The organism is Methylobacterium sp. 190mf (genome assembly GCF_900107945.1).
In the GTDB taxonomy this organism is placed as follows: domain Bacteria; phylum Pseudomonadota; class Alphaproteobacteria; order Rhizobiales; family Beijerinckiaceae; genus Methylobacterium.
The window spans coordinates 163,415-188,953 of record NZ_FNVI01000001.1; the positions used below are offsets into that span (position 1 = coordinate 163,415).

Below are 25,539 nucleotides of genomic sequence, written 5' to 3' on the forward strand. Positions count from 1 at the left end.
TCGCAGCGCCGAGCCATGTGCACCGGGATCGGCACGGCGCCGGCCGGCGCCCGATCGGAGCCGGGCGCGTCGGGGCGAGTCAGGTCCGCATCCTGCGGGGAGCAGGCGCAGCTGCTAAGACGTGGCCATGAAGCGGAGACCGCCTGACCGACTCACGACGATCGCGATTCTCGCGGTCACCGCCGCGCTCGCAGCCGTGCTCGTTGTGAGGCTTCGTGACCCCTCGCCTCCGCACCGTGGCCCCCTGCCCAGTGCGTCCGCCGCCAGGCGATGATGCTCCACAGCCCGCGTTGAACAACTGCAGCGGGTAGAAGCGGAATGGCTTCTCGCATGCGCGCCGCCCGCGAAGGCGGACGTGCGTTGGCCGGTGCTTCCCCGTGCTCGGACCGGCGTTTCGCCGAGCGCGACACAGTCGGTCCTGTTGGGATCAGCTCCGCGATCTCGGCAGGTTCCGTGACCGTCCATGCGGGCGACCGGGTGGATCTCACTTTTCCCGGAACGCCCGCCGGGCTTGATCGACGAGCGGCTTGGTGAGGTAGGACAGAACCGTTCGGTCAGCCGTTCGGATGAAGGCCTCCACGGGCATGCCGGGCATCAACTTGGCCCCGTCCAGTCTCTTCATCTCCTCCTTCGTCACGCCCAGACGGACGAGGTAGTAGAAGCTGCCGGTCCGCTTGTCCTCGCTCACATCGGCCGCGATCCGGGTCACGCGCGCGTTGAGCTCGGGTGTCGTCCGCTGGTCGAAGCTCGGGAAGCGCAACCCCGCGGCCTGACCGGTCTGCAACCGGTCGATGTCCTGCGGCGCCACACGTACCTCGGCGACGAGGGAATCCGCGGTCGGCACGATCAGCATGATCGGCTCACCCGGGGAGATCACACCGCCGCGGGTGTGGACCGCGAGTTCGTGCACGTAGCCGGTCTGCGGCGCGCGGATCTCGATGCGCTGCAGCTGGTCGAAGGCCGTGATCCGCTGCTCGGTCAGCGTCGCCGCCTTGGCGCGGTTCTCGGCGAGCTCCTTCGCGACGTCGCTGCGGAGATTCTGCTCGAGCTGGATGATCTGCAGCTCGGTCTCCGAGACCTTGCCCTTGATCTGCGCGATGTTGGCGACGAGGACGCCGCGCTCGCCTTTCAGGCGGGACATGTCGCGCTGAAGGCTCGTGAGCCGGGTCAGCTGGATGAGGTTCTTCCGCCAGAGATCCTCGACACCCTCGTACTCCCGCCCGATGATCGCGGTCTCCTGCTCCTTCGCGGCGGCTTGCTCGGACAGGCCTTTGATCTCCTCGTTCAGCTGCCCGACCCGCTCGCGGAGCTGCGCCTTCTGGCCCTGGAGCGCGTCCTGTCGGAAGCGGAACAGCTTGCGCTCGCCGTCGACGATCCGGGCCACATCCGGTCCGGCTCCCTCGAGCTCGGGGGCGATGGCGAGGCTCGCGCGGCCGTCGCGTTCGGCCTCCAGCCGGGCGTTGCGCGCCGCGATCTCCCACAGGCTCTTGGTGACGCTGTCGTAGGTGGCCTTGGCGGTGGTCGCGTCCAGGCGGACCAGCAGGTCGCCCGCCTGGACGCGCGCGCCCTCCTGAACCGGCAGCTCGGCGACGACGCCGCCGGTCGGATGCTGGACCTTCTTGATGTTGCTCTCGACCACCAGCGAGCCCGTGGCGATGATGGCGCCGGACAATTCCGTCGCCGCCGTCCAGGCCCCCGCGCCCGTGGCGACCACGATCACGGCGGCGACGCCGGCGACGTGCCGCCGCAGGGAGCGGCGCGTCTCGTATGTCGGATCCGTAACCGGCCCGTCAGGCGTGCGATCCGTCGTCATGCGACCCTCGTGGGCGTCTGCCGCGTCAGGGCGTTCAGCTTCGACAGAACTTCGTCGCGCGGGCCGTGCAGCTGCACGCGCCCGTCCCCGAGGACCAGGATGCGATCGACCGCCGCCAGGGCGCTCGGCCGGTGCGCGATCACCACGACGATGCCGCCGCGGGCGCGCACGCCCTGCACGGCGGCGGACAGGGCGCGATCGCCGTCGACGTCGAGATTCGAGTTCGGCTCGTCGAGGACCACGAGGAACGGATCGCCGTACAGCGCCCGCGCGAGCGCGATCCGCTGCCGCTGACCGCCGGAGAGGCCCAGGCCGCCGGAACCGACGCGGGCGTCGTAGCCGCCCGGCAGCCGGAGCACGACCTCGTGCACGCCGGCGGCCCGGGCGGCCGCCAGCAGGGCCTCGGGGTTGGGCTCGGGATCGAACCGCGTGATGTTCTCGGTGATCGTGCCGTCGAACATCTCGATGTCCTGCGGGAGGTAGCCGACCGCGCGCCCGAGGGCATCGGGATCCCACTGGTCGATCGCGGCGCCGTCGAGGCGGATCACGCCGCGGTTCGGGCGCGCCAGTCCGACGAGGGCACGGGCGAAGGTGGATTTGCCGGAGCCGCTGGCCCCGATCACCCCGAGGGCGCTTCCGGGCGCGAGGGCGACGTTGACGTCGTGGAGCACCAGGGTGTCGGTGCCGGGCGCCGCGATCGACAGGGCCGTCACGCGCACGCTCTCCCGCGGCGCCGGGAGCGGCGTGAGGGCGGCGGGCTCCCGCCGGGGCAGGAACGCGACGAGGCGGCCCCAGGCCTGCCGGGCGCCCGAGAACGACTTCCAGTTGGCGATCGCCAGGTCGACCGGGGCGAGGGCGCGCGCGGACAGGATCGTGGCGGCCAGCATCACGCCGGCCGTCGCCTCCTCGCGCACCACGAGGAAGGCGCCCAGACCGAGGATGCCGGATTGCAGCACCGTGCGCAGCAGGCGCGCCGTCGTGCCGAAGCCGATGGCCAGGTCGTTCCCGTACGCCGCGACGTCGAGGTTCCGCCGGGCCCGGACCCGCCAGAGTTCCGCGATCCGGGACCGCATCCCGAGCGCCGAGAGTAGCGGTGCCGTCCGGTGCGCCATGTCGGTGAAGGACCGGCGCTCACCGGCCGTGCGGACGGCCTCCTGGGTGGACGCGGACGAGGCCCAGTCCGTGAGGATCGTCAGCACGCACAGGAACAGGGCGCCCCCGGCCACCGCCGCGCCGAGCCAGGGATGGAACAGGAAGCAGACCGCGACGTAGAGCGGCACCCAGGGCAGGTCGAAGAAGGCGCTGACCGCCATGCTCGACACGAAGCCGCGGACGGTGTCGAGATCGCGCAGGGCCTGGGGCCCGTCATCGCTGCGCGGCATCTCGGCGCCGCGGACCAGCAGCGTCCGGAAGATCCGCGGACCGAGGCGCTCGTCGACGAGGCGCGCGAAGCGCGCCAGGATCCGGGCACGGAAGATCTCGAAGACGCTCTGGATCACGAGCAGCATCAGCGTGATGCCGGCGAGGCCGACGAGCGTCGCGATGCTCCGGCTCGGCAGCACCCGGTCGTAGACCTGCAGCATGAAGATCGGGGCCGTGAGCATCAGCAGATTGATCAGACCGCTGACGATCATCACGGTGATCAGGCACGTGCGCCCGGCCCTGACGGCGGACCAGAACTCGCGGCGCTTCGCGACACGCAACACGCGTTCATCGGTCACAGGTCTATCCCTCGGCTTGGCACGTCAGCGGAGCGGTTCGGGCCGACGCGAGTCGGGCCCCGGCGTCGCGGAAGCCCCCGCCGCGTCGGCGGCGGGGGCCGCGTTTCACAGGCCGAGCAGGTGCAGGCCGGTCGTGGCCGTGTGGGGGGTCGGGTCCGTGTGCTGGACCTCGGTGTGGCCGCCGAGATCGATCGTGGCGACGCCGAGATCGACGCTCACGCCCTGGGAGGCGCCCGCCTCGGCCGGCGCGGCGGAGGTCCCCGACACCGCGTCCACGAGGTGGCCGACGAGGGAGTCGGCACCGCCGCCCGTCTGCGGCAGGTGGATGCTGTCGCCGCTGAGCAGGTTCGCCGTGGCCAGACTCGGCTGATCGGCGCTCACCGCGACCGCGCTCACGTCGACGGTGTGGGCCGGATCGGCGGCGGGCGTGAGCACGGCGACGTCCGCCACCGGCGTCGGGGTCGTCGGGCCCGCCGACACGTCGATCAACGGGTGCGTCTCGGCTCCCGGCTCGCCCGACGTGCCGCCGGTGAGCGTGCCGAGCAGGTTGCCGACGGCGCTCCCCGCCCCACCGGTCTCGCCCCCGCCCAGGACCGTGGTCACGGTCGCGACGACGCCGTCGACCGGGGAGCCCGCCTGGTGGCCGTCCCCGCCGGCCGCGGGAAGGATCCCCGCCACCGAGCCCACGACGCCGCCGGCCGCCTCCGTCACGGACCCGAGATCGCTCGCGACCTGCGCCACCGCGGGGCCTCCGTCGCCGTTCAGGACCGCCCCCGGCAGGTTGACGACATCGGTCACGAGGTTGCTCGACTCGCCGAGTTCCCCCAGGCCGACCGTGGTTCCGAGGTTGATCACGGCGTGGAGCGGGTCGTTCAGGGCCGGCACGTCGTGGCCGACCTGTTCCAGGGCCGCGTGGACGCCGTCGATCAGCGTATTGGCGACGTCTCCGACCGGCTGCAGCGGCGCGTTCGTCCCGAGCAGCTCGCCGGCCGCGCCGGAACCCGGGCCTCCGTTCAAGCCGCCCAGCAGACCGTCGAGGGCGCCGGCACCCTGGTCCCCCGTCAGGCCGCCGAGGGCGGAGGTGACCGGTGCCAGGAGACCGCCGCCCGGCAGGCCGGATCCGAGACCGCCGCCAGCCGAGTCGAGGAGGCCGGTCGCCGAGCCGACGACGCCGCCCAGCGCGCCCGCCACGTGCCCGAGGTCGTCGACGACCTGCGCCACGCCTCCGGACGCGTTCCCGGTCAGGATCGCGCCGGGCAGGTTGATGGTGTCGGTGAGCAGGTTGTGGCTGTCGCCGAGTTCCCCCAGTCCGACCGTGTTGCCCAGCGCGATCACCGCGTGGAGCGGGTCGTTGAGGAGCGGCACGTCGTGTCCGACCTGCTCCAGCGCCCCGTGGACGGTGTCGATCAGCGTGTTGGCGACAGCGCCCACCGGCTGCAGCGGCGCGTTCGGCCCGAGCAGGGCGCCGGTTCCGTCCGGTGCGCCGCCGGTCACGGTGCCGAGCAGGCCATCCACCGCGGCGGTGACGGGGGTGAGGAGACTGCCCGCGCCCGGCGCGCCCGCTCCCCCCAGGTCGCCGACGATGCCGGTGACGCTGCCGAGCAATCCGCCGGCCGCGCCGGCCACCGCGCCGACATCGCCGAGAATCGGCGACAATGCGCCGAGCCCCTGGCCGCCCAGCAGGGCACCGGGCAGGGCCGCGGCGTCGGTCAGCAGGTTTCCGCCCTCGCCCAGATGGCCGAGTCCGAGGGTCTCGCCCAGATTGGTCAGGCCGTGGACAGCGCCGTTCAGCAGCGGGATCTCGTGCCCGAGGTTCTCGAGGGTCATGTGGACGTCGAGGACGGCGGTGTTCGCGAGATTCGCGGCCGGGGCGAGAAGGCCGCCCGACGCGAGCAGCCCGCCGGCCGTCGCGGCCCCGGTGACGGAGGTGATCAGCGTGTCGGTCGCTTCGAGGACGGAACCGAGATCCGCGAGGACCGGCGTGGCCGAGGCGAGGCCGCCGCCGGTGAGGAGCGAACCCGGCACGGCGAGCGTGTCCGTCAGGAGGTTGCCCACCGCGCCGACGTGACCGAGGCCGACCGTCTCGCCGAGGCCGGTGAGGCCGTGGATCGGCGCGTTGAGCACCGGGACCTGATGGCCGACATCCTCCAGCGTCGTGTGCAGGTCGAGGACGGCTTGGTTGAGAATCCCCACCGCCGGCGCGAGCGTACCGCCGGAGCCGAAAAGTCCGTTGCCGGCCACGGGCAGGGCCGTGACGGTATTCAGCAAGGTTCCGGCAGCCTCGGCGACCTGCCCGGCATCGTTCAACACCGGGACGACGCTGCCGGCCTCGGTCGGGTTGGCGACGGCGCCGGTCAGGTCCGTGATCAGGTTGCCGGCCTCGCCGATATGACCGAGCCCGACCGTCTCACCGAGATTGGTCAGACCGTGGAGCGGGCCGTTCAGCGCCGCGACCTGATGACCCGCGTTCTCGAGCTGCGCATGGGTGTCGAGGACGATCTGGTTCGCGGTATCGGCCAGCGCGCCGGGAAGCAGTGATCCGCCCTCGTCCGTCGCACCGACGTCGACGGCACTCTCGATGAGCGAGGTAATCGGACCGAGACTCGTCAATTGGCCGGTCGATAGTGCGGTGGAGGACAGCAGCGCGCTGGACCCGACCAGCCATTCGAGCGAGCGTGACGACGGGTTGAGTGCGGCGAGAGGGGACGACAACATGGGCACCTCCGGTTTTGATGCGTAACCGGCAGTACAATTATGGGTTGCAGTCCCGAGCGTCGGTAAAGAATACCGAGCCGGCGGCCTGCCGTTGCTGCGTGCGGCCTGTCACGACACCGCCGAGGGAGGAGGTCCAACCGCGTCGGGCTTCGGTCCCGGACCACGATATTCGTCGCAGCGATGACATGCTCAACTATCATTCGTAGTAATATTGCGTATATAAAATCAGCTGAGGAAATCGATGTCCGTTATAAATCGATAATCGCGCTGAATGACGGGGAATATATAGATAAATATTCGCTTTCGATCGGCTCCTCCGTATCGATCCGCACGCTTCGACGGCGGCATCCCGCGCGTCGTGCCATCGACCAGACGGTGACCGGCAATCATCGTCGTAACCAATTCGCCCTGTTTTCCGATGCAGCTTATGATTGTATCGTGCGGCGCGGCCACTTCAGTGCGTGGCGCGAAGGGGCAGGTGATCCGTGGCCATTGATCCGAGGAATCTCGCCCAGACGGCGACACTCACCTACAGCCAGGACTTCGACACGCTGCCGCTCTGGGACGGCACTTCGGGTCTCGACACGTCCGGCGGCCCGCAGTGGAGCATCCACGTCACGTCGACCGGGACGCGGCCCTTCAATCAGGAGCAGCAATGGTATGTCCGCGCCGATCAACCCGACGGCAGCGCGCTCCCGAACCCGTTCCGCGTCCACGACGGCATCCTCACCATCACCGCCGCGCCGTCTGATCCGTCTCTGCTCCAGGACCTTGGGGATCAGCCCTACACGTCGGGAATGGTCAATACCTTCCACAGTTTCAGCCAGACCTATGGCTACTTCGAGATGCGGGCCGAGTTGCCCGCCGGTCAGGGCTTCTGGCCGGCGTTCTGGCTGCTCCCGGCGGACGGTTCCTGGCCGCCCGAGATCGACGTGATGGAGATGCTCGGGCACGATCCCGACACGCTCTACACCACGGTGCACAGCTTGGCGCCCGGCCAGACACCCGGCAACCACACCATGAGCCAGGGGATCTCCGCAGTCGCCGACATGAGCGGCGGCTACCACACCTACGGTGTTGACTGGCAACCGGACACGCTGACCTTCTACTTCGACGGACAGGAGATCTATCGTACGCCGACGCCTGCCGGTCTGGACAAACCCATGTACATGATCGCGAATCTCGCCGTCGGCGGCTCGTGGCCGGGCGACGCCGACGCGTCGACGCCATTTCCCGCGCAGATGAATATTGACTACATGCGGGCTTATCAGGCCAGTCCGGACGCCGCGGCGCTTGAGCCGGTATTTCACTTCTATGACGCCGTCTCAGGACGGCATTTCTACACGGCAAGCGCTGCAGAACGCGCGCAGCTTGAGAGCACCCCGTCGGGCTACGCCTATCAGGGCGTTGGCTGGGCCGCGCCAGTGTCGTCGTCTGCCACGGCTGACGTCTTTCGATTCACCAATCCGACGACCGGCGATCACTTCTACACGACCAGCACCGCGGAGCGCGACGGGCTCCTCTCGGACGGTTCCGGCTACAACTATGACGGTGTTGCGTTCGACGCTTACGCGAGTTCGACCGCCGCGGGATCGCATGCGTTGACCGTCGAGCGGTTCGTCAACACCGTGAGCGGACGGCACTACTACGCTTCCAGCGCCGATGAGATCAGCTACATCGAGCAAGGTCACGCCGGGAGCGGCTGGATTGATGAGGGTCATGCCTTCACGTTGCATGCTCCGACTGCGAACATGTTTGGCATGTAATGGCCCTTCCGGAAGACCTGCTCCGAAGCAGCCAGTCCCTCTTCTCGTCGCGACCGGGCCGCTTCAGCCGACATCCACGGCAGGCTCACCGCCCGTCGGCACGGGCGGTTCGGTCCCTCGACGGCTCCACCAGGGTCGCGTTCTCGGCGCCCGTTCGCCCACCCTGAGGCTCGCAGGCCGCGGTGCGGTGACAGGGCCGCGGTCAGAAGCTGTACCCGACGCGCAACCGCATCTGATGGCGGTCGAAGCTCGACAGGTCGAGCGGTCCGGGCTCGCCCATCGCCTGCCCGGCGACCTGGAAGCTCCAGGTGAACGAGGCCCAGGCCTGGGGTGACAGGGTCGTGTAGGCGGTCGGTCCGAGATACACGGCCTCGCCCGCGAACCGGTCGAGCGCCAAGCCGTCGTAGGTCCGGGCATAGCGTGCCTCGCCGCCGAGGAAGAGGCCGGGCCGGACGCAGTAGGCCAGCGCCCCCGCCACCTCGATCCCCGATCCGCGCACGGGCGCGTCCATCACGGTCAGCCGCGTCGTCGAGAGCGCGAAGCCGACATTGACGGCGGCGATCAGCTTGCCGGGGATGATCTCGCGATCCGCCAGCAGGCCGATCTCGGTGGCGAAGCTGCGCGCCGGCACGCCCGTCCCGCTGTCGACGGTTCCGTAGCCCGGCACGATGTTGAGGGTCAGGCCGAGGGGGGCCGTCCGGCGATCCATCAGGCGCACCCGGGTCTCGAGGAAGCCGCCGTTGAAGCCGCCCGTGGTCCGGGCCGGGGTGCCCGGCGCGCCGATGTCGTAGGCGTTGAAGGTGACGCCCGGGGCCAGGCGGAAATCGTTGGTCAGCGGCACCTTCAGGGCCAGGGAACTGTCCACGGTCAGGAAGCGGGCGACGCGCCGGCCGAGTCGCCCGCTCGTCTCCCATTCCAGCTCCGCCTCCCCGGGAACGCCGAGGTCGCTCCCCTCGGTGAAGCCGAACAGATGCTCGCTGTCGAGGTCGCCCGGCGTCAGGTTCTCGGCGGCTGTGGGCAGGGACTGGGCCAGTGCCGGCCCGAGCGCTGCGGCCATCCAGAGCCCCGCGGCCAACCCGAGCGCCGCGGCGAGGCCGCACAGGACCGATCCTAGAGCCGAGAGGCGACGCGGAGCGCCGGTGTGCGTCATAGCCCTGACCCATCATTATAGCTAATGCTATATCTAATAGGGTGGGCGATGTAAGGCCGTCAACGGTCGAGCATGCCGGACGCGTGGTCTCCGGAGGTCCGGTCGCGGATCCGGCGCCGCGCGTCGGAGGGAACGGCGTCGCGCGGTGACGGCGGCGCGGGGCGGAACCGCGCCGCGTCCGCGCTCCGGCTCACGCCGGTCCGGTCTCGGGGGTTGTCCCGGCCGGGGGCGGGGACGCGACAGGCCCGGGCTGCCCCCGGCGCGCGCGGCGCTCCTCGATCCGCTGCAGGATCACGTAGAAGGACGGCACGAACAGCACCGCCAGGCAGGTCGAGGCGAGCATGCCGCTGAACACCGTGATGCCGATCGACTTGCGCGCCGCGGCCCCGGCCCCGGAGGCGGTGACGAGCGGCAGCACGCCGAGGATGAAGGCGAACGAGGTCATCAGGATCGGGCGGAAGCGCAGCCGCGCCGCCTCCACGGCGGCGGCCGCGATGTCGAGTCCGGCCTGCCGCTTCTCGCGGGCGACCTCGACGATCAGGATGGCGTTCTTGCTCGCCAGCGCGATCAGCAGGATCAGGCCGATCTGCGTGTAGAGGTTGTTGGCGACGCCGAGCAGCAGCAGCGCCCCGACCGTGCCCAGCAGCGCCAGCGGCACGCCGAGCAGGACCGCCAGCGGCAGGATCCAGCTCTCGTACTGGCCGGCCAGGACCAGGTAGACGAGGAGGATGGCCAGCGCGAACACGAGGTAGATCTGCGCGCCGACCGCCTTCTCCTGGTACGACATCGCCGTCCAGTCGTAGCCCGTGCCCGGCGGCAGCACCTTGGCGGCGATCTGCTGCATCAGGTCCAGCGCCTGCCCGGAGCTGAAGCCCGGCGCCGCCCCGCCCACGATCGTCGCCGTCGGGTAGAGGTTGTACAGGCTGATCAGGGACGGGCCCTGCACGGACTTGATCTCCACGACGGTGCCGAGCGGCACCATCACGCCGTTGCCGGCGCGCACCTTCAGGTTCTCGACGTCCTCGGGGCGGAGCCGGTAATCGGGCGCGGCCTGCACGTAGACCTGGAAGGTCCGGCCGAACTTGTTGAACTGCGTGACGTAGGACGACCCGACGTAGCTCGAGAGGGTCGAGAAGACCTGCCCGACCGTCACGCCGAGGGCCTCGGCCTTGACCCGGTCCACCGCGATCGCGATCTGCGGCACGCCGGCCCGGAACGAGGTGTTGAGCTTCCGCAGCCCGGATTGCGAGTTCCCGTCGGCGACGACCGTCCGGGCGAGGCTCTCCAGCAGGGGGTAGTCGAAGTCGCCGTTGCGCAGCTCGATCTGCATGGTGAAGCCGCTGGCGTTGCCGATGCCCTGGATCGGCGGCGGGATCAGCACGAAGGTCTCGGCGTCCTCGACGCCCGCCAGCATCGTGTTGAAGCGCTCGTAGAGGCTGCGCAGATCCTGGCCCCTCTCCTTGGCCCGGACATCCCAGTTCTTGAGAACCACGTAGGCGACGCCGGCATTGGGCAGGCTGGCGCTCGAATCGAGGACCGAGATCCCGCTGATCGAGAGCACGTTGTCGACGCCCGGCGTCGCCTTCGCCTGGACGCTGATCCGCTGCATCACCGCGTCGGTGCGCTCCTTCGAGGCCCCGTCCGGCAGCTGTGCGCCGATCAGGACGTAGCCCTGGTCCTCGGTGGGCAGGAAGGCGGTCGGCAGGCGGGTCAGCCCCCATCCGGCGAGCCCGATCAGCAGGAGCGCCACGGCGACCATGAGGCGGCTGCGCCGGACCATGGTGGCGATCAGCCGGGCGTACCAGCCCTCGAGGACCCCGTAGACGCGGTTGAAGCCGCGGTAGAACACGTTCCGCTTCTCCGGCGGCACCGGCTTGCGCAGCCACAGGGCGCACTGGGTCGGCTTCAGGGTGGCGGCATTGATCGCGCTGATCAGCGCAGTGGCGGCGATCACCAGGGCGAACTGCTTGTAGAGCTGCCCGGTCAGGCCGGGCAGGAACGCGGCCGGCACGAACACCGACATGAGCACCAGGGTGATGCCGATGATCGGGCCGAACAGCTCCTCCATCGCCTTCTCGGCCGCCGCCCGGGGCGAGAGGCCCTCGTCGATGTGGTGGGAGACCCCCTCGACGATCACGATGGCGTCGTCCACCACGATGCCGATGGCCAGCACGATCGCGAACAGCGTCGAGAGGTTCACGCTGAAGCCCATCGCCGCCATGGCGGCGAAGGCGCCGATGATCGTCACCGGCACCGTCGTCGCCGGCACCAGCATGGCGCGCCAGTCCTGGACGAAGACCAGGATGACGATCAGGACCAGGACGGCCGCCTCGAACAGCGTCATGTAGACCTCGTGGATCGAGGCCTGCACGAACTCCGTCGTGTCGAACGGGATGGCGTAGACGAGGCCCGACGGGAAGGTCTTCGCGAGCTCGGCCATCCGAGTGCGGACCGCGTTCGCCACCGTCAACGCGTTCGCCTCGGGCAGCTGGTAGATGCCGATGCCGGCGGCGGGCTGCCCGTTCAGCGTGAACGACTGGCTGTAGGTCTGCGCGCCGAGCTCGACGCGGCCGACGTCGCGCAAGCGGGTGATGCGGCCGCCGTCCTGCGCGTCCGCCTTGACGACGATGTTCTCGAAGTCCGGGGCGCTGTTGAGCCGCCCGTTGACGTTGAGCGTGTACTGGAAGTCCTGGCCGGCCGGGACCGGCGGCATCCCCACGGCGCCCGCGGTGACCTCCTGGCTCTGCTGCTGCACGATGTTGATGATGGCGTCGGGGGTGAGGCCCCGGGCCTGCACAAGGTCGGGATCCAGCCAGATCCGCATCGCGTACTGGCCGGCGCCGAAGACCGTGACGTTGCCGACGCCGGGCAGCCGGGCCAGCTCGTTCTGCACGTTGATGACGCCGTAATTCGACAGGAACAGGCTGTCGAACTTCCCGTCGCTGGCCGACAGTGTGACGAATTGCAGGACCGCGGTGGATTTCTTCTGGGTCGTGACGCCCTGGACCTGGACCGCCTGCGGCAGCGACGACATCGCGATCGCGACCCGGTTCTGCACCAGCACCTGGGCCTGATCGCCGTCCGTCCCGATCGCGAAGGTGACCGTGAGGGTGTAGGTGCCGTCGCTCGCGCTGGTCGACTGCATGTAGAGCATGCCCTCGACGCCGTTGACCTGCTGCTCGATCGGGAGCGCCACCGTGTCGACCACCGTGCGGGCGCTCGCACCCGGGTAGCGGGTGGTGACCTGGACCGTCGGCGGCACGACGTTGGGATACTGCGACACCGGCAGGTTGAAGAGCGACACCGCGCCGATCAGCACCATGACCAGGGCCAGCACGTTGGCCAGGACCGGCCGCTCGATGAAGAAGCGCGAGATCATGCCGTTGGCCCTCGGTGCCGGCGTCTCAGGGGCGGCCCGCCGCCAGGGCGGGACGCGGGGTGGCGGAGATCACTGTCCGATCGTCGGGCGTGTCGGCCTCGTCGGCAGCGCCGGGACTTCCGGACGACGGCTCACCGCGGGAGTGGCGCCGGGTCGGGCAAGGCTTCGGCCACCGCCACCTTCTGGGGCGCGACCTTCGCCCCTGGGATTGCCCGCTGGATGCCGTCCGTGACGACCCAGTCGCCGGGTGCGAGCCCGGTCTCGATCACCCGGTAGCGCCCGTCCCGGGGCCCGAGCGTCACCACCCGCTGCGAGACCGTGTCGTCGGCGCCGACCGTGAGCACGTAGCTGCCCTGCTGGTTCGTCCCGATGGCGTCGTCGCGCACCAGCAGGGCCTTGTCCTGGCGCCCGACCGGGACCCGGACCCGAACGAACAGGCCCGGGAGGAGCGCGTGGTCGCCGTTCTCGATGAGCGCCCGCGCCATCAGCGTGCCGGTGGACGGGTCGACCTGCGGCGCGAGGTAGTCGAGCTTGCCCGCATGCGGATAGCCGGTCTCGGTCTGCAGGCCGATCTCCACCGGGATCCTGGATAGGTCGCCCAGCGTCCGGTGCGTGGCGAGCAGGTGCTCCTTGACCAGCAGCACCTGCTGCTCGCTGATGTTGAAGTAGACGTAGAGCGGATCGATGCGCACGAGCTGCGCCAGCTTGGTCGGTCCGCTGATGCCGACGAGCGCCCCGACATCCGCGAGGTGGTTGGTGACCACGCCGTCGAACGGTGCGGAGACCTGCGTGTAGCCGAGATTGATGGCGGCGATGTCGAGGTTGGCCTGCGCCTCCATGACGGCGGCGCTGGCTTGGTCCTGCTTGGTCTTCGCGTCCTCGACGCGCGCCTGCGAGGCGAATTCCTGCCGGCCCAGCGTGGACTGGCGCTGATACTCGGACTGGGCATTCGCTAGGGCGGCCTGCTGCGCCGCCAGGGCGCCCTGCGCCTGCTTGAGCTGCGCCTCGTAGGTGTTGCGTTGGATCGAGAAGAGCGGCGTGCCCTTCTTCACGACGGCGCCGTCCTTGTAGGTGATCGCCTCTAGGAAGCCCTGGACCCGTGCCTCGAGCTCGACGGCCGCGAACGCCTTGGTGTTGCCGGTGAGTTCGAAGTAGCGCGTGACCGTGCGCACGAGCGGTTGCGCGACCGAGACCGTCGGCGGCGGTGGGGGAACGTACTGGTTCGCATCGCGGCAACCGGCGGCGAGGCCCGCGATGGCCGCCAAGGCGAGGAGACGGAGGGATCCGGGAAGCTGCAGCACGATCGGCACGGTCGACCCTCAACCTGAGAGCGTTACGGGACGGTCTTCGGTCTCGGTCCTGACGCGCACTACTGATCGTCCTCGGCCTTGGCTTCCCGGGCGAGGGTCAGGCACTCCAGCAGATCGACGTAGCTGGGCAGGCCGTCGAGCTGGGCCTCCGCCGCGCAGCGCGTCCGATCGACCGCCGGGAAGCTGGACCACTTCTTCGCCACCTCGGCACGGGCCGACCCCTCGTCCTGGAGGCAGAGCTTCTGCCGAACGGGATCGAGGGTCATCGCCGTCGTCGCCGCTCGGCAGCTGCCGTGAACGTCGAAGACCGGCATCTTGTCCGAGACCGGCGTCGTCAACGCCAGCTCCAACAGCAAGGCGGGGACAGCAAACATCATGATCGGCACACCCGCGCGTCGCGTCGACCGGACGGTCCGGTCGATCCTTGTTCTGGCGGCCCCACACGGTTGCCGTGCCCTGCAGCAATACAGGTTCGATACTCAAGACCGGCCCGATTCGGTCGCCTATCCTGTATCGATAGCATATGTCGCGGTTAAGTTGTTGCAGCAAAAATCGTTATCAACCACGGCGCACTACCTAAAGCGGTGGCGTCCGGCAGAGCGGCCGTATGATTTCTGTGATGTCTGCCAAGTGAGTAAGATAGAATGAAAAATTGGAACGTTTGCTAAAATAATGAGAGCTTTCCCGCGTAATAGGTCGATCGGGCGAGTACGCAGGGCAACTGTACGATCGCTCGGGCCGCGGGCACCGGCGCCAGCCTGGCGCTGTCCGTCGCGCCCGGCGCGGCCAGTGGCTCCGGCTCCGGGACAGGCCGAGGCGTCGACGGTGTCCGTCATGCCGGCCGGCGAGGCCGTTTCGATCGGTGCGCCGGGTCCCGGCCATGGCGCGGCCGGGACCCGGTCCGCCTACTTGTCGAGGGCGTTCTCGACGGCGTCCTTGGCCTTGCCGCGCTCCTGCTGGGCCTGGCCCCGGAGCTTCTGGTCGCGTCCCTCGGCCTTCAGCGCCTCGTCGTCCGTCAGGTTGCCGACGCCGCGCTTGGCGCCGCCGACCGCCTCGTTGGCGAGGCCCTTGAGCCGGTCGACCGCGCCCGCCGTCGTCGGCGTGTCGTCGGCCAGCGCCGGGCCTGCGAGGGCGAGGCCGAGGAGGGCGCCACGAAGCGCCGTCTTGCGGGTGCTGCTCATCCGGTTCTCCCGAGAGGTTCGAGGGAGCGCGGTCTGACCGACCGTCCGCGCCGGCGCAATGACACACACGTACCGGATCGCCGGACCGGCAACCGGTACGGCACCGGTCCGCCGGTTCGGGCGTGTCCCGTGGCGCGGACGGCCCTGCGCGGCCGAGATCCCGGCGCGGGGCCGGTCAGGCGGCGGACCGGAACGCCGCGCGCCCGTTGCGGAGGATCGAGATCAGCGCACCGACGAGGCCGGCCAGGATCACCCCGTCGATCGCCAGGAGGGTGATCGCCCGGTTCCACAGCCGGTCGAGGCCGAGATCGGTGGTGACGGACTCGGGATGCGCCGGGTCGGCCATCACGCCGATCGTGTAGTCGCCCGTGTGCAGGCCGGTGAACACGTAGTTCACCCGGCGGGTCACGCTGCCCTGGGGCGTCCGCAGCGAGAGCGTCGCGTCGCAGATGTGGAACACGAGCTTGGTGCTGCACTTGCCGTCGCTCACGCGGGCGTTCGGGACGGGCCGGGCGGCCTCGCGGACCTGCCAGTCCGAGATCAGCACGGGCGCCGTGTAGACGGCGCTGGCTGCCAGGAGGCCGCCGAACAGCACGAAGCCGAACAGCACGCCCAGGATGACGGTCCAGCTCGCGCGGTCGGGCGGCAGGCGCAGGGTCTCGGCGGTCTCGGGCTTGGCGGGCGATCCCATGCGATCCTCAAGCAGGCAGGGCTTCGGGAGAGGGGGTGTGGGCGGCGACGGTCGCGCTCGCGGCGCGCTCGGCCAGGGCGCGGCGGGCGTGGTGCGCGGCCTGGTAGCGGGCGATCAGGTCGGCGAAATCCTGCGGCTTCATCCGGCGCGGCAGTCCGACCGTGAGCGTCACGATGCGGCGCTTCGGGTCGAGCTTCACGGGGTGTCGCCCCGGGGCCCGCTCCGGCCAGTCCGCGCCCGGCGGCAGCAGCAGGCGGGTGACGATGCCGCCGCGGCTCAGCGACATGTCGAGATCGGCGACGGCCTCCCAGGGGATCACCCTGTCGAGACCGGGCGCCGTCAGCCCCGCGGGGCTCAGGATCAGGGCGATCGGCTCGCCCCGCGACAGGACGAAGGCGCCCGCCGCGCCGAAGGCGGCCGCGAGGGTCAGCGCCACGGCCGACACGATCCGGGCCTCGTAGGGCGACAGCCCCGGGACGCGGAGCAGCACGAGCGCGAGCGCGGCGGCGGCGAAGAGGCCGGCGCTGGCGGACAGCGCGAGGCCGCGAGCGCGGTGGCTGGCGCGCAGCACCCGTTCCTCGGTTCCGACGTCCGCGGCGGTCGCCTCCAGATGCGCGCGGGCGGCGGCCTCCCGCGCGCGGACCGCGCCGAGGAAGTCCCGCGTCGCGGCCCGGCACAGGCCGTCGGGGTCGGCGAAGTAGGCGGCGAGCTGGTCGCGGGCCCGGGCCGGCGGCGCGGTTCCGGCCGCGGCGAGCAAGTCGGCGTCCACCGCCAGTCCGAGGGCCGCGACGCGGTCGCGGGTCGGCGGGTGGGTGTCGGTCGGGTGGGCCTGCTCGTCCTCGAGGCGCGCCGCGGGATCCTCGAGGCCGCGCGCGATCGCGCCGTCGAACGCCGCCGCCACGAGGTCGGCGGCGGCCGTCTCCGGCGCGTCGGCCGCCGCGTCCAGGGTCTCGACGACGCGCGGGCGCGCGGCGCCGTAGCGCAGGAGCGCCCGGGCCGAGGCGTCGGGGGAGGTCACGGCGGCGCCGGCCGCGTCGGCCGCGAACTCGCGCACCCGGCTCCAGTGGCGCACGGCGAGGTGGAACTGCTCCATCACGAACAGGCCGAGGCGGATCGACGGCCCGAGCACGCCGAGCGCGCCGCGTTCGCGCTCGGCCATCGCGTCGAGGGAGCGCCCGACGCCCGCGTAGATCGGCAGGAAGCGCTGGCTGTAGGCGGTGTCCCCGCCGGCGTAGTGGGCGAGTTCGTGCCCGAGGATCGCCGCCGTCTCGTCGACGCGCAGCAGGGCGAGATAGGGCAGGGGCACGTAGAGGATCCGGCCGTCGAGCCGCGCGCCGCCGGGCTCGAGCACGGCCGGGCCGGCGCTGACGAAGAAGCCCTCGGTGAGGCCGACGACCAGGGCCTCGGGCTTGAGCGCGCCCATCCGGTCGGCGAGCGCCTCGACGAGGCGCCAGAGACCCGGCGCCTCGGCCGGCGCGATCCGCCGCCCGAGGATCGGCAGCGGCTCGGGCGCGAAGGCGACGAGGGCCCGGCGCAGGCCGATCAGGGCGCCGCACGCGGCGAGGATCGTGGCGCCGACCGCGCCGGCCGCGATCGCCAGGAGCTTCACGCCGCCGCCGCTGAGGCCGCCGTCGACGAGCAGCCCGGCCTCGAACAGGACCACCGCGACGAGGCCGGCGGTCGCCGCCACGATCTGGGCGGCGAGGGCGGGCGGAAGCAGCCGCCGCACCAGCGAGAAGCCGCGGACCAGGGCGTCGCGCGACCCGCGTCCCAGCTGCCCGAGCAGGCCGCCGACGAGCAGAACGAGCACGGAGAGCGCCGCCGCGATTCCGCCGCCCGCGACCGCGACCGCCGGCAGCCTGCGCCGCCAGTCCATCACGGCGGCGAGGGTTCCCGCGTGGTCGCGGATCTCGCGGGCCTTCACCGCGGCGTAGGGGCCGCCGTAGAGGCGGCCGTCGTGCCGGAACTGCAGGCTGAAATCGGGGCGCCCGTCACGCGGAGCCCGCGCCTCCAGATCCGCCACGACCGCGCCGAGGCGGTCGCGCTCGGCCGCGAAGGCCCGCCAGTCGTCGAGGCCGCGCTGGCCCTGCCAGAGCCCGATCAGCAGGATCGCGAGCGGCAGCAGCACGGTCGCTGCCAGGAGCCCGGCGAGGGCGCGCGGTCGCGTGCGGTCGCGCGGGGGCGCTGCTTCGGCGATGGTCGGCTCCTGATGGCGAGACGCGGGCGCGGCAAGGCGGGCGCGGCAGGATTGCGGTCGGGTCGGCGTCCCGGTATCGAGCCGGCGCAGCGAACAGTCTCGGTCCAGGAGGCTATAGATGCGGTCGAGCTACAGCTTCCGAGCGACAAAGATTGGGCGCAACCGGATCGATAACCGATTCGACGGCCGGTTTTCTAACCGGCCGAACGGCCACGTCAACCGAATGCTGCGGTCCGGCCTCCGAGGGCTCCGGGCGCGGCGCGCCTTGCCCGGCCGGTGCGCCCGCCCCACTCTGGGCGCTTCCGCGTTCGCGCGCCCGGCGCGACCGGGCCCGGTTTGGATGCCAGCCTCGGAGGCGCCGCTCCGCGGGAAGACCGGAAGGGAGAGACCATGAATCTGCTGAAGCGGTTGTTCGGACGCGCCGATGCTGCACCGGCGGAGGCGGCGCCGGAGGAACCGCTTCTCGTCAACGCCTACGCGACCGTGCGCGACCTGCCCGCGCTCTCCTTCGACCACGCGCTGAACGGCCGGCGGGACCTGTCCGACCCCGAATTGCAGCCGCATCTCGACGGGTTCATCGGCTACGTCATGGGACGGGGCGACGGGCAGATGACCGCCCACCGCTACCATCTCTGGCGCCACCTGCAGCGCGTCCGCAACCACGTCAGCTTCGCGGTCGCCGCGTCCGACCTGCCCCGCGTGGAAGCCTGGGCGCTCGCGGCGAACGCCGTCCTCTTCCTGCCCGACGGCTCCGTGCGGGCGCCCGACATGGCGCTCCTCCTGTCGGCCGCGGGCGAGACGGATCCGGCCGCGCGTCTGCCTTATCCGCCCGACGCCGTCGCGCGCCGCGCCCGGACCCTGGAGCGCCTGGAGGATCTGGACCCGAAGCCGCCCGCCGGCATGCCCCCCGCGCTCGGCGAGGCGGAACTCGCGCTGCGACCGCCGGCGGAGGTGCTCCGGCGGGCTCTGGCCCTGCTCTACATCGCGGCCTGGGGGCAGGCCTTCGGCGCCGGCACGACGCTGCGCGAGCCGGGGCAGAGGACGCTGAATCCGATCGGCTTCGCGGCCCTGTCGCCGGCCGAGCGCGCCCAGATCGAGGCGGCGGACCCGAAGGACGCCGCGGCGGCGTCCTGGCGCTACGAGGCCGCGAACACCCTGCTGTGGGCGCTCGGCGTGCGCGCGGCCCGGATCGCCGACAGCGACGCGACGGTCGACGTCGACGCGCTCTGGCGGGCGGTCGCGCCGCTCGCCCGGGACGCGGGCGCGGCCGACGCCGCGCGGCTGCGGCCGCCCGGCGAGATCCTGGAGGCGCTGGACCGCGCGTGGCGGGCGCACTGGGTCGTCCGGCAGGCGCGGCAGAAGGGGACAGCCCCCGCGGGGCTCAACGGCGACGTCGTGGCGGAGCGCCACGTCGCGCTGAACTGGCTGACCGGATTCCAGAACGACCGCGACACGCCCTGGGACGCGACCGACACGCCGACGTGACCGCGCCGCGGCTCAGCGCAGACCGTCGAAATAGTCGAAGAACACGCGGTCCGGATCGTGCTCGTCGCGCAGCGCGCACAGCCTCTGCCACTTCTCGGGCGTGAACGCCTGGGCGACGATCTCGGGCTGCTCGACCGTGTTGGTCTCGCCAATGTAGTAGCCGATGTTGAGCGGCTTCAGCGCGGCGGTCACCGCCCGATGCCAGGCGGCGTTGGCCTGATCGTCGTCCGCCGCGTGCCACATGGTCCAGGGGCCGCCATAGACCTTCGAGGTCATGGAGCGGGCCATGTTCCGCTGCGGCCCCGGGACGTCGGGTCCGCAGAAGATCGTCGACAGGAACACCGAGGTCGCCGAAGGCGCCCGCTGCCACAGGGGCAGGATGGCCGCCATCACCGCGCCGGGGCTGTGATTGGAGAAGGTGGCCTCGACCCGGGATCGCACGCCCTCCGGGAAGAGCGCGCCGGACGCGTCGAACAGCTGCTCGAAGTCGAGGGGCGTCACCCGCGCGCTCGACAGGGGCGCGACCGGTGCGTCATCGAGCGGCGCCAGCGCGCGCCGGGCCGCCTCCGGGGTGTCCTCGAAGGCGGTGGCGGTGACCATGCAGACCCAGCCGTTCCGGTCCGCCGCCGCCTCGGCCAGCGCGGGCGGCGCCTTCACGAGGAACTGGGTCAGCTCGACGCTCGGCGCGATCGTGGGCGCCGCCTCGCCGAGCCACGTGCCGACGGCCGGCGCATCCTCGAGGCGATAGAAATACTCGCTCCCGTGAATGGCCTTCGGCAGCGCGTGGAGCTTGAGGAAATACTTCGTGACGATCCCGAAGAAGCCCGGGCCGGCGCCGCGCGCGGCCCAGAAGAAGTCCGGGTTCTCGGTCTCGCTGGCCCGGATCCGCTCGCCCTGGGCGGTGACGAGCTCGATCGCCTCGAGGCTCTCGGTGCCGTAGCCCCAGACCGTGGGGTTCCAGGCCATGCCGCCGCCGAGGAAGTAGCCGCTCGCCTTGACCTGGGGGCAGTGGCCGGTCGGGAAGGCGAGTCCGTGGGCGTTGAGCGCCTTCTGGATGTCGCGGTTGCTGACGATCGGCTGGATGACGGCCCGGCGCTGCGCGACATCGATCGCCAGGATCCTGTCGAGGCTCCCGAGGTCGATCAGGATCCCGCCGTTGCGCAGGGTCGGCTGGCACCAGTTGTGGCCTCCGCCGCGGACGACGACCTTGAGGCCGTGCGCGCGGGCGAACTTCACGGTGGCGACGATGTCGTCCTCGTCGGCGGCCCTGACGATCATCTGCGGCGCCCGGTCGGGGATCAGCCTGTTCCACAGGTTCCCGTGAAGCGCCTCCCGGAACTGCGGGTCGCCCGCGTCGATGACCGGGCCCTTGCAGGCCGTCCTCAAGGTCTCAGCATTCATGACTGGGCACTGCGCGGGCGTGGAGGCCCGCTCGGGCGACGCGGCCTGAGCGGGCGGAGCAGGGCGGCCGGTCTCGCGATCCGGCCCTCAGTAGGGGACGCGGTCCGCCTTCTGGGCGTACTTCTTCCAGACCTCGACGGCCTCCGCGCGCATGATCTGCTCGGTCGGGATGGAGCGCTCGCCGACATCCTTCTTGAGCTCGGCGTAGATCATGCTGTCGTCGAAGCCGCCGTATTCCAGCGCGTCCTCGACCTGCGCCGCGTAGTAGACGTTCTTGACGCCGGCCCAGTAGGCGGCCGCCATGCACATCGGGCAGGGTTCGGCGCTGGTGTAGAGCGTCGCGTTCCGGAGCTTGAAGCTGCCCTGCGCCTTGCAGGCCTTCCGGATCGCCTCGATCTCGCCGTGCCAGGTCGGGTCGTTCTCGGCGACGACGCGGTTGGCGCCCTCGGCGATGATCTCGCCGTCCTGGACGATCACGCAGCCGAACACGCCGCCGGCACTGTCGACCAGCGACGTCTTCTCCGACAGGGCGATCGCCCGGGCCATGAACTTTTCGTGGTTGTCAGACATTGGAACCTCTGTCGTCGCGAAACGGGTCGGTTGGTCGGGACTATGAACCGCGGAGATTTCTTAATCGAGGGGCGGTCCGGATTGTTGTGTCGGACCGCACTAGACTTCGCGCGGCGTGCTTAACAACTCCGGGTCGGCCGACCGGCATTGGCTTCGGGTTGAGCGATGTCGCCGCGCGGTCCGGCCGAGCGGTGCGGGGTGTCACGGAGCGCGACCGCCGTCGAGCCGCGCGGGCAGGATCGGCGACGGGGCCGCGCGCGGATCGGGACGTTCCGCTGAAACCGTGCCTCCTGCGAACGCATGGTCGTCAGCCAGTAACGAGCGGCTACCCGCGGCTTGGCGACAGAATAGACAGGGGCGGAAGTGCCGCGTCAACGCCGGCCCGCGATCGTCGGCAGTCGAATTGTAAATATAGGGAAATGCAATAAAACGACCGTGAAGAGATGATCGATCAGGCTCTCCGGCCCGATCCGAGCAGCACATATGGCGCGTCGCGGTCACGGCGGCGGCTCCTGATCGGGACGGCGGCGCCCCGCCTGAGACGGACGGACAAGAAATAATCCGTCCCGTCATGGCAGGGCGCCCCGACCCTGCGCCCCGACCCTGCGCCCCGACCCTGCGCCACACCCGGCGCCACACCCGGCGCCACACCCTGCGCCGCGCCCGGCGACGATCGTCTCCGCCCCGTCTTTTCATTGTCGCTCCGTCCCAGCTCGGCGGGGCTCGGGCGGAGCGGGCGCCGAAAAAGTCCGGCATTCCGGGCCGCGCGCGGGGAAGATAAATATCGTGCAAGCGTTTCCGCTTAAAAGACGATCGCCGTAGAGAACGTGCTGTATTTACAATTAAAATATTCGAACTCCGCGCTGAGGTCTTGACTCCGGTCGTAGATTGCCCGCTGATACAGGCATGCAGAGCAGTGCTGCCAATGGAGTGGCGGGCGCTCGATGCAAGATCAATTTTCGGTTGTTTATCCTCGTGTTCCGCGGCGCGGCAGATCCCTGCGGGTCCGCCGCCGCCTCGGTGCCGCGGTCCACGGACCGGCCGTCCGGGTCGCCGGAGGTGGCGCCTCTCGGCACCGCCCCGGACCCGCCGGGCGGTGACCGGGCGCGGCGCCGGGGGCCGCGCGAAGCCAACGCGCGAGTGCAGGCAGCCGTGCAACGGAAGCGCGTCGGTTCATGAGCGGTGCCACATCGTCCGTCAGCATCGTGACGCAGACGACCATCCGGCCGGAGAGCGCGGACGCCTTCGCCCGCTGGCAGGTCGACACCAGCGCCGTCGTCGCGGCCTTCCCGGGCTTCATCGAGCAGCAGCTGATCCCGCCGCGCCCGCCGCTGCAGGTGGACTGGGTGATCGTGCAGCGGTTCCACAGCCTGGAGCAGGCCAAGACCTGGATGGCCTCCCCCGAGCGGCAAGCCCGCATCCAGGGCGCCACGCCGATGCTCGTCGGCCGCGACGACGTCCACATCGTCAAGGACGACGCCGGCGCGGCCCGGACCTCGCCGGTCAGCGCGGTGATCAGCACCCGCGTGAAGCCCGGCATGGAGGCCGCCTACCTCCGGTGGGAGCAGAAGATCGCGGCCGCGCAGTCGCGGGCGCCCGGCATGCAGGGCTACCGGTTCGAGCCGGCCGTGCCGGGGGTGCAGGAGGACTACGTCGCGATCCTGCGCTTCGACAGCGAGGCGAACCTGCGCACCTGGATGGACTCGCCCGAGCGGCGGGCCCTGGTCGCCGAGGCGGCGCCGATGACCGCGGAATTCCACACGCGGACGGTGCAGAGCGGCTTCGAGCAGTGGTTCCGCAACGTCGCGCCGCCCGGAGAGGGCGCGCCCGCGGCGTGGAAGATGAACATGATCGTCGTGCTGACCCTCTACCCGACCGTGTTCCTGTGGGGTGTCCTGGTCGGCGCGCCGATCCTGGCCGGCATGCTGAAGGTGGATTTCCCGGTCGCCCTGTTCATCGGCAACGTGTTCAGCGTCCTGCTCACCTCGGTGATGGTGCCCTGGACGGCCAAGCGGCTGGGCTGGTGGCTGACGCCGGATCCGGCGCGGCGGACCCGGGTCAACCTGCAGGGCGCCGCGCTGCTGATCGCCGCCTACGGGCTCATGATCCTCGTGTTCTGGAAGCTGTTTTGACCGGCGGCGCGTCCGGGCGGTCGCGGCCCGCGCGGCGCCGTCGCGGGCAGGGGCCGGGCGCGGGGACAGGGCGCGCGATGCTCCGGTCGGTGTCCCGGGCGAGCCCGCGCGCGGCGGCCGGCCTGCTGATCCTGGCCTGCGGGGTCGGTCTGGCCGGGCCCGCCCGCGCCGAGCCGGCGCCCGCTCCGGCCACGGCCGCGGCCAGTTCGTCGGCCACGTCGGGGACGGGTGCGGCCGACGGGACGCCCGTCGCGGCCGCGGCCCGCGCGCGGCGCCAGGAGGCCGCCGTTGCCGTCGCGGCCGCCACCGTGATGGCGGCGCCGCCGCCGTCCTTCTTCAACTTCTCCGACACTGTGGTGAGCTACCGCTTCCAGGGACCCTCGGCGGAGCCCGGCCTCCGGGTCCAGCGTCCCGACGGCCAGTTCGTGGGGCGCGAGGTCCCCAAGACCGTCATCAACCTGTTCCACGCCAACGCGTGGGCCTACGGCACCAACCTGCTCTCCCTCGACATCCTCCGGTCCGGATCCCAGGATCCGGCCGGCAATCAGGTTGGCCGGTTCGAGGGCGTCGGCGCCACCGAGTTCTACCTGATCTACCGGGGCGTCCTGAGCCTCAACAAGGTCTTCGACACGCAGGCCCTGGCCATCCCCGGCTTCGTGAAGGATGTCGGCCTGTCGTTCGGGGCCGACGTCAACACCAAGGACACGACCTTCGATTCCGAGAAGCGCGCCGGGACCTTCGGGCTGAGCTTCGCCTTCGACGTGCCGGCCGGGTTCGTGAACCTGAAGGTCCAGGGCTACAAGGAGTTCTCCCGCAACGGCTTCGCCGGATACGGGCCGGTGCCGGGCTTCGACTACGCGCACTTCCGCAGCGTCGAGTTCAAGATGACGCCGGAATTCGAGATCACCTACACGATCCCGCTGCCGTTCACCGGGCTGCCGCTGTCGCTCGCCGGCTTCAACACGATCGTGCTGCCCAAGGGGCGCTACGGTCGATTCAACGAGAACGACACCCAGCTGGAATTCGTCTCCCAGACCAACCTCGTGCTCGATGTCGGGCAGCTCGTCGCCGGCACGCCCAACCGGGTCGAGGTCTTCGCCGGGTTCCAGTACTGGCACAACAAGTTCGGGGGCGACCCGCGGCGCACGCTCAACACCGAGGAGAAGGCGCTGATCGCCGGGGTGGCCTACCACCTGAAATGAGCCCGCCGGATCGGCGCGGTCGGGGACATGACGGGTCCGGTGTCGGGCCCGACGAAGGCGGCCTCAGGCGCGGCCTCAGGCGCGGCCTCAGGCGCGGCCTCAGGCGCGGCCTCAGGCGCGGACGAGCTTGCCCACGACGGCGAGCAGCTGCTCGGGCTTGAACGGCTTGGTGATCCAGCCGGTCGCCCCGGCCGCCTTCGCCTGCTGCTTGATCGCCTCGTCGGATTCCGTGCTCAGGAAGAGGATCGGCACGCCGGTGCAGCTCGGCAGCGTCCGCAGCTGCTTGATCATCTCCAGCCCGTTCATCACCGGCATGTTGAGATCGGTGATGACGAGGTTGACGCTCTCGCTCCTGGCCTTCGCGAGGCCTTCGGCGCCGTCGCCGGCCTCGATCACCGTGTGGCCGGCCGGGCCGAGCACCACCTTGATCATCTGCCGGATGCTGGGCGAATCGTCGACGGCGAGGACAGTGGCCATGACACGGATTCCGTTCTTGTGCCTGACGCGCGCCTAGAGGAGCGGCGCGCTGGGGTGTTCGATCGCGGCGCGCCGGAACGCGCCCTCGACCGCCGGGGGGACGTTGACCAGCGCGATCCCGGCGGCCCGACCCCGCGCCGTCCGGTCGGCCGCGAGCACGATCTGGACGAAGGTGACGTCCGCGCGCTCGACCGCCGCGCAGTCGAGGGTGAGGCGCGCCCCGCCGGCGAGCGCCGCCGCCAGCGTGTCCTGCAGCGCCCGGACGGTCCGGATGGTGCAGTCGGGACCGAGCGTGAGGACGGGAGCCTCGGACATACGGGTTCGTGACCTCGACGACGGACTTGCGGGG

General features: G+C 70.9%; 18 protein-coding genes. 4 read left to right on the forward strand and 14 right to left on the reverse strand.

The genetic code is table 11. From position 1 onward, the window contains the following. Positions 1-484 precede the first annotated feature (484 nt). The 3 genes from C4T42_RS00800 to C4T42_RS00810 all read right to left on the reverse strand — a co-directional run bounded on the left by C4T42_RS00800 (position 485) and on the right by C4T42_RS00810 (position 6,249). Positions 485-1,813, reverse strand: a complete 1,329-nt coding sequence (locus tag C4T42_RS00800; protein ID WP_103984586.1) for an HlyD family type I secretion periplasmic adaptor subunit — start codon at positions 1,811-1,813, stop codon at positions 485-487. Then, positions 1,810-3,534: a type I secretion system permease/ATPase gene (locus C4T42_RS00805; protein ID WP_103984587.1), complete on the reverse strand. Its 1,725-nt coding sequence runs from the start codon at positions 3,532-3,534 to the stop codon at positions 1,810-1,812. Before C4T42_RS00805 ends, C4T42_RS00800 begins: the two co-directional genes overlap by 4 nt. 105 nt (positions 3,535-3,639) lie before the next feature. Beyond that, positions 3,640-6,249 (reverse strand): hypothetical protein, encoded by a 2,610-nt coding sequence (locus tag C4T42_RS00810; RefSeq protein ID WP_244603149.1) that lies wholly within the window; start codon positions 6,247-6,249, stop codon positions 3,640-3,642. A 485-nt stretch (positions 6,250-6,734) separates the two neighbouring features. Here C4T42_RS00810 and C4T42_RS00815 point away from each other — a divergent pair, with 485 nt between their 5' ends. Further along, positions 6,735-8,015, forward strand: a complete 1,281-nt coding sequence (locus C4T42_RS00815; protein ID WP_103984589.1) for a family 16 glycosylhydrolase — start codon at positions 6,735-6,737, stop codon at positions 8,013-8,015. Between the two features lie 202 nt (positions 8,016-8,217). Here C4T42_RS00815 and C4T42_RS00820 read toward each other — a convergent pair whose 3' ends face one another. From C4T42_RS00820 to C4T42_RS00850, 7 genes are all read right to left on the reverse strand, one after another. Continuing rightward, the gene (locus tag C4T42_RS00820) at positions 8,218-9,165 is read right to left on the reverse strand and encodes a hypothetical protein (protein ID WP_103984590.1); all 948 of its coding nucleotides are present in this window, start codon (positions 9,163-9,165) and stop codon (positions 8,218-8,220) included. A 190-nt stretch (positions 9,166-9,355) separates the two neighbouring features. Further along, complete coding sequence (locus tag C4T42_RS00825; protein WP_020091083.1) at positions 9,356-12,544, reverse strand: multidrug efflux RND transporter permease subunit; 3,189 nt, start codon at positions 12,542-12,544, stop codon at positions 9,356-9,358. 131 nt (positions 12,545-12,675) lie between these two features. After that, on the reverse strand, positions 12,676-13,848 hold the full coding sequence (locus C4T42_RS00830) for an efflux RND transporter periplasmic adaptor subunit (protein WP_042672342.1): 1,173 nt from the start codon (positions 13,846-13,848) through the stop codon (positions 12,676-12,678). Positions 13,849-13,913: 65 nt separating this feature from the next. Then, complete coding sequence (locus C4T42_RS00835) at positions 13,914-14,192, reverse strand: hypothetical protein (RefSeq protein WP_234081793.1); 279 nt, start codon at positions 14,190-14,192, stop codon at positions 13,914-13,916. A 567-nt stretch (positions 14,193-14,759) separates the two neighbouring features. Continuing rightward, positions 14,760-15,035: a CsbD family protein gene (locus C4T42_RS00840; protein WP_020091080.1), complete on the reverse strand. Its 276-nt coding sequence runs from the start codon at positions 15,033-15,035 to the stop codon at positions 14,760-14,762. A gap of 175 nt (positions 15,036-15,210) precedes the next feature. Then, entirely contained in the window at positions 15,211-15,726 is a 516-nt protein-coding gene (locus C4T42_RS00845; protein ID WP_020091079.1) for a hypothetical protein, read from the reverse strand. A gap of 7 nt (positions 15,727-15,733) precedes the next feature. Next, positions 15,734-17,854 carry a M48 family metallopeptidase gene (locus tag C4T42_RS00850; protein WP_020091078.1) on the reverse strand — a complete coding sequence of 707 codons (2,121 nt, stop codon included), beginning with the start codon at positions 17,852-17,854 and terminating at the stop codon, positions 15,734-15,736. 459 nt (positions 17,855-18,313) lie between these two features. Between C4T42_RS00850 and C4T42_RS00855 the strand changes: the two genes are divergently transcribed. Then, positions 18,314-19,408: a DUF4272 domain-containing protein gene (locus tag C4T42_RS00855; protein ID WP_020091077.1), complete on the forward strand. Its 1,095-nt coding sequence runs from the start codon at positions 18,314-18,316 to the stop codon at positions 19,406-19,408. Positions 19,409-19,420: 12 nt separating this feature from the next. Here the strand turns inward: C4T42_RS00855 and C4T42_RS00860 are convergent, their stop codons facing one another. Together C4T42_RS00860 and C4T42_RS00865 are read right to left on the reverse strand one after the other, a co-directional pair. After that, a complete protein-coding gene (locus tag C4T42_RS00860) occupies positions 19,421-20,809 on the reverse strand; it encodes an FAD-dependent oxidoreductase (protein ID WP_103984591.1) in 1,389 nt (462 codons plus the stop codon). A gap of 87 nt (positions 20,810-20,896) precedes the next feature. After that, the gene (locus C4T42_RS00865) at positions 20,897-21,379 is read right to left on the reverse strand and encodes a nucleoside deaminase (protein WP_026604608.1); all 483 of its coding nucleotides are present in this window, start codon (positions 21,377-21,379) and stop codon (positions 20,897-20,899) included. Between the two features lie 1,175 nt (positions 21,380-22,554). On the opposite strand from C4T42_RS00865, the gene C4T42_RS00870 reads away from it, so the two are divergent. Together C4T42_RS00870 and C4T42_RS00875 are read left to right on the forward strand one after the other, a co-directional pair. Further along, positions 22,555-23,511: an antibiotic biosynthesis monooxygenase gene (locus C4T42_RS00870; protein WP_020091074.1), complete on the forward strand. Its 957-nt coding sequence runs from the start codon at positions 22,555-22,557 to the stop codon at positions 23,509-23,511. Between the two features lie 77 nt (positions 23,512-23,588). Beyond that, complete coding sequence (locus C4T42_RS00875; protein WP_020091073.1) at positions 23,589-24,713, forward strand: hypothetical protein; 1,125 nt, start codon at positions 23,589-23,591, stop codon at positions 24,711-24,713. Positions 24,714-24,824: 111 nt separating this feature from the next. Here the strand turns inward: C4T42_RS00875 and C4T42_RS00885 are convergent, their stop codons facing one another. Beyond that, a complete protein-coding gene (locus C4T42_RS00885) occupies positions 24,825-25,190 on the reverse strand; it encodes a response regulator (RefSeq protein ID WP_020091072.1) in 366 nt (121 codons plus the stop codon). Positions 25,191-25,223: 33 nt separating this feature from the next. Continuing rightward, positions 25,224-25,505: an STAS domain-containing protein gene (locus C4T42_RS00890; protein ID WP_103984592.1), complete on the reverse strand. Its 282-nt coding sequence runs from the start codon at positions 25,503-25,505 to the stop codon at positions 25,224-25,226. Between the last annotated feature and the right edge of the window lie 34 nt (positions 25,506-25,539).

Excerpts from the sequence above, each read along its gene's own strand:
- C4T42_RS00800 (WP_103984586.1), bottom strand. The coding sequence starts at position 1,813 with ATGACGACGGATCGCACGCCTGACGGGCCGGTTACGGATCCGACATAC.
- C4T42_RS00810 (WP_244603149.1), bottom strand. The coding sequence starts at position 6,249 with ATGTTGTCGTCCCCTCTCGCCGCACTCAACCCGTCGTCACGCTCGCTC.
- C4T42_RS00820 (WP_103984590.1), bottom strand. The coding sequence starts at position 9,165 with ATGACGCACACCGGCGCTCCGCGTCGCCTCTCGGCTCTAGGATCGGTC.
- C4T42_RS00825 (WP_020091083.1), bottom strand. The coding sequence starts at position 12,544 with ATGATCTCGCGCTTCTTCATCGAGCGGCCGGTCCTGGCCAACGTGCTG.
- C4T42_RS00840 (WP_020091080.1), bottom strand. The coding sequence starts at position 15,035 with ATGAGCAGCACCCGCAAGACGGCGCTTCGTGGCGCCCTCCTCGGCCTC.
- C4T42_RS00845 (WP_020091079.1), bottom strand. The coding sequence starts at position 15,726 with ATGGGATCGCCCGCCAAGCCCGAGACCGCCGAGACCCTGCGCCTGCCG.
- C4T42_RS00855 (WP_020091077.1), top strand. The coding sequence starts at position 18,314 with ATGAATCTGCTGAAGCGGTTGTTCGGACGCGCCGATGCTGCACCGGCG.
- C4T42_RS00860 (WP_103984591.1), bottom strand. The coding sequence starts at position 20,809 with ATGAATGCTGAGACCTTGAGGACGGCCTGCAAGGGCCCGGTCATCGAC.
- C4T42_RS00865 (WP_026604608.1), bottom strand. The coding sequence starts at position 21,379 with ATGTCTGACAACCACGAAAAGTTCATGGCCCGGGCGATCGCCCTGTCG.
- C4T42_RS00870 (WP_020091074.1), top strand. The coding sequence starts at position 22,555 with ATGAGCGGTGCCACATCGTCCGTCAGCATCGTGACGCAGACGACCATC.
- C4T42_RS00875 (WP_020091073.1), top strand. The coding sequence starts at position 23,589 with ATGCTCCGGTCGGTGTCCCGGGCGAGCCCGCGCGCGGCGGCCGGCCTG.
- C4T42_RS00885 (WP_020091072.1), bottom strand. The coding sequence starts at position 25,190 with ATGGCCACTGTCCTCGCCGTCGACGATTCGCCCAGCATCCGGCAGATG.
- C4T42_RS00890 (WP_103984592.1), bottom strand. The coding sequence starts at position 25,505 with ATGTCCGAGGCTCCCGTCCTCACGCTCGGTCCCGACTGCACCATCCGG.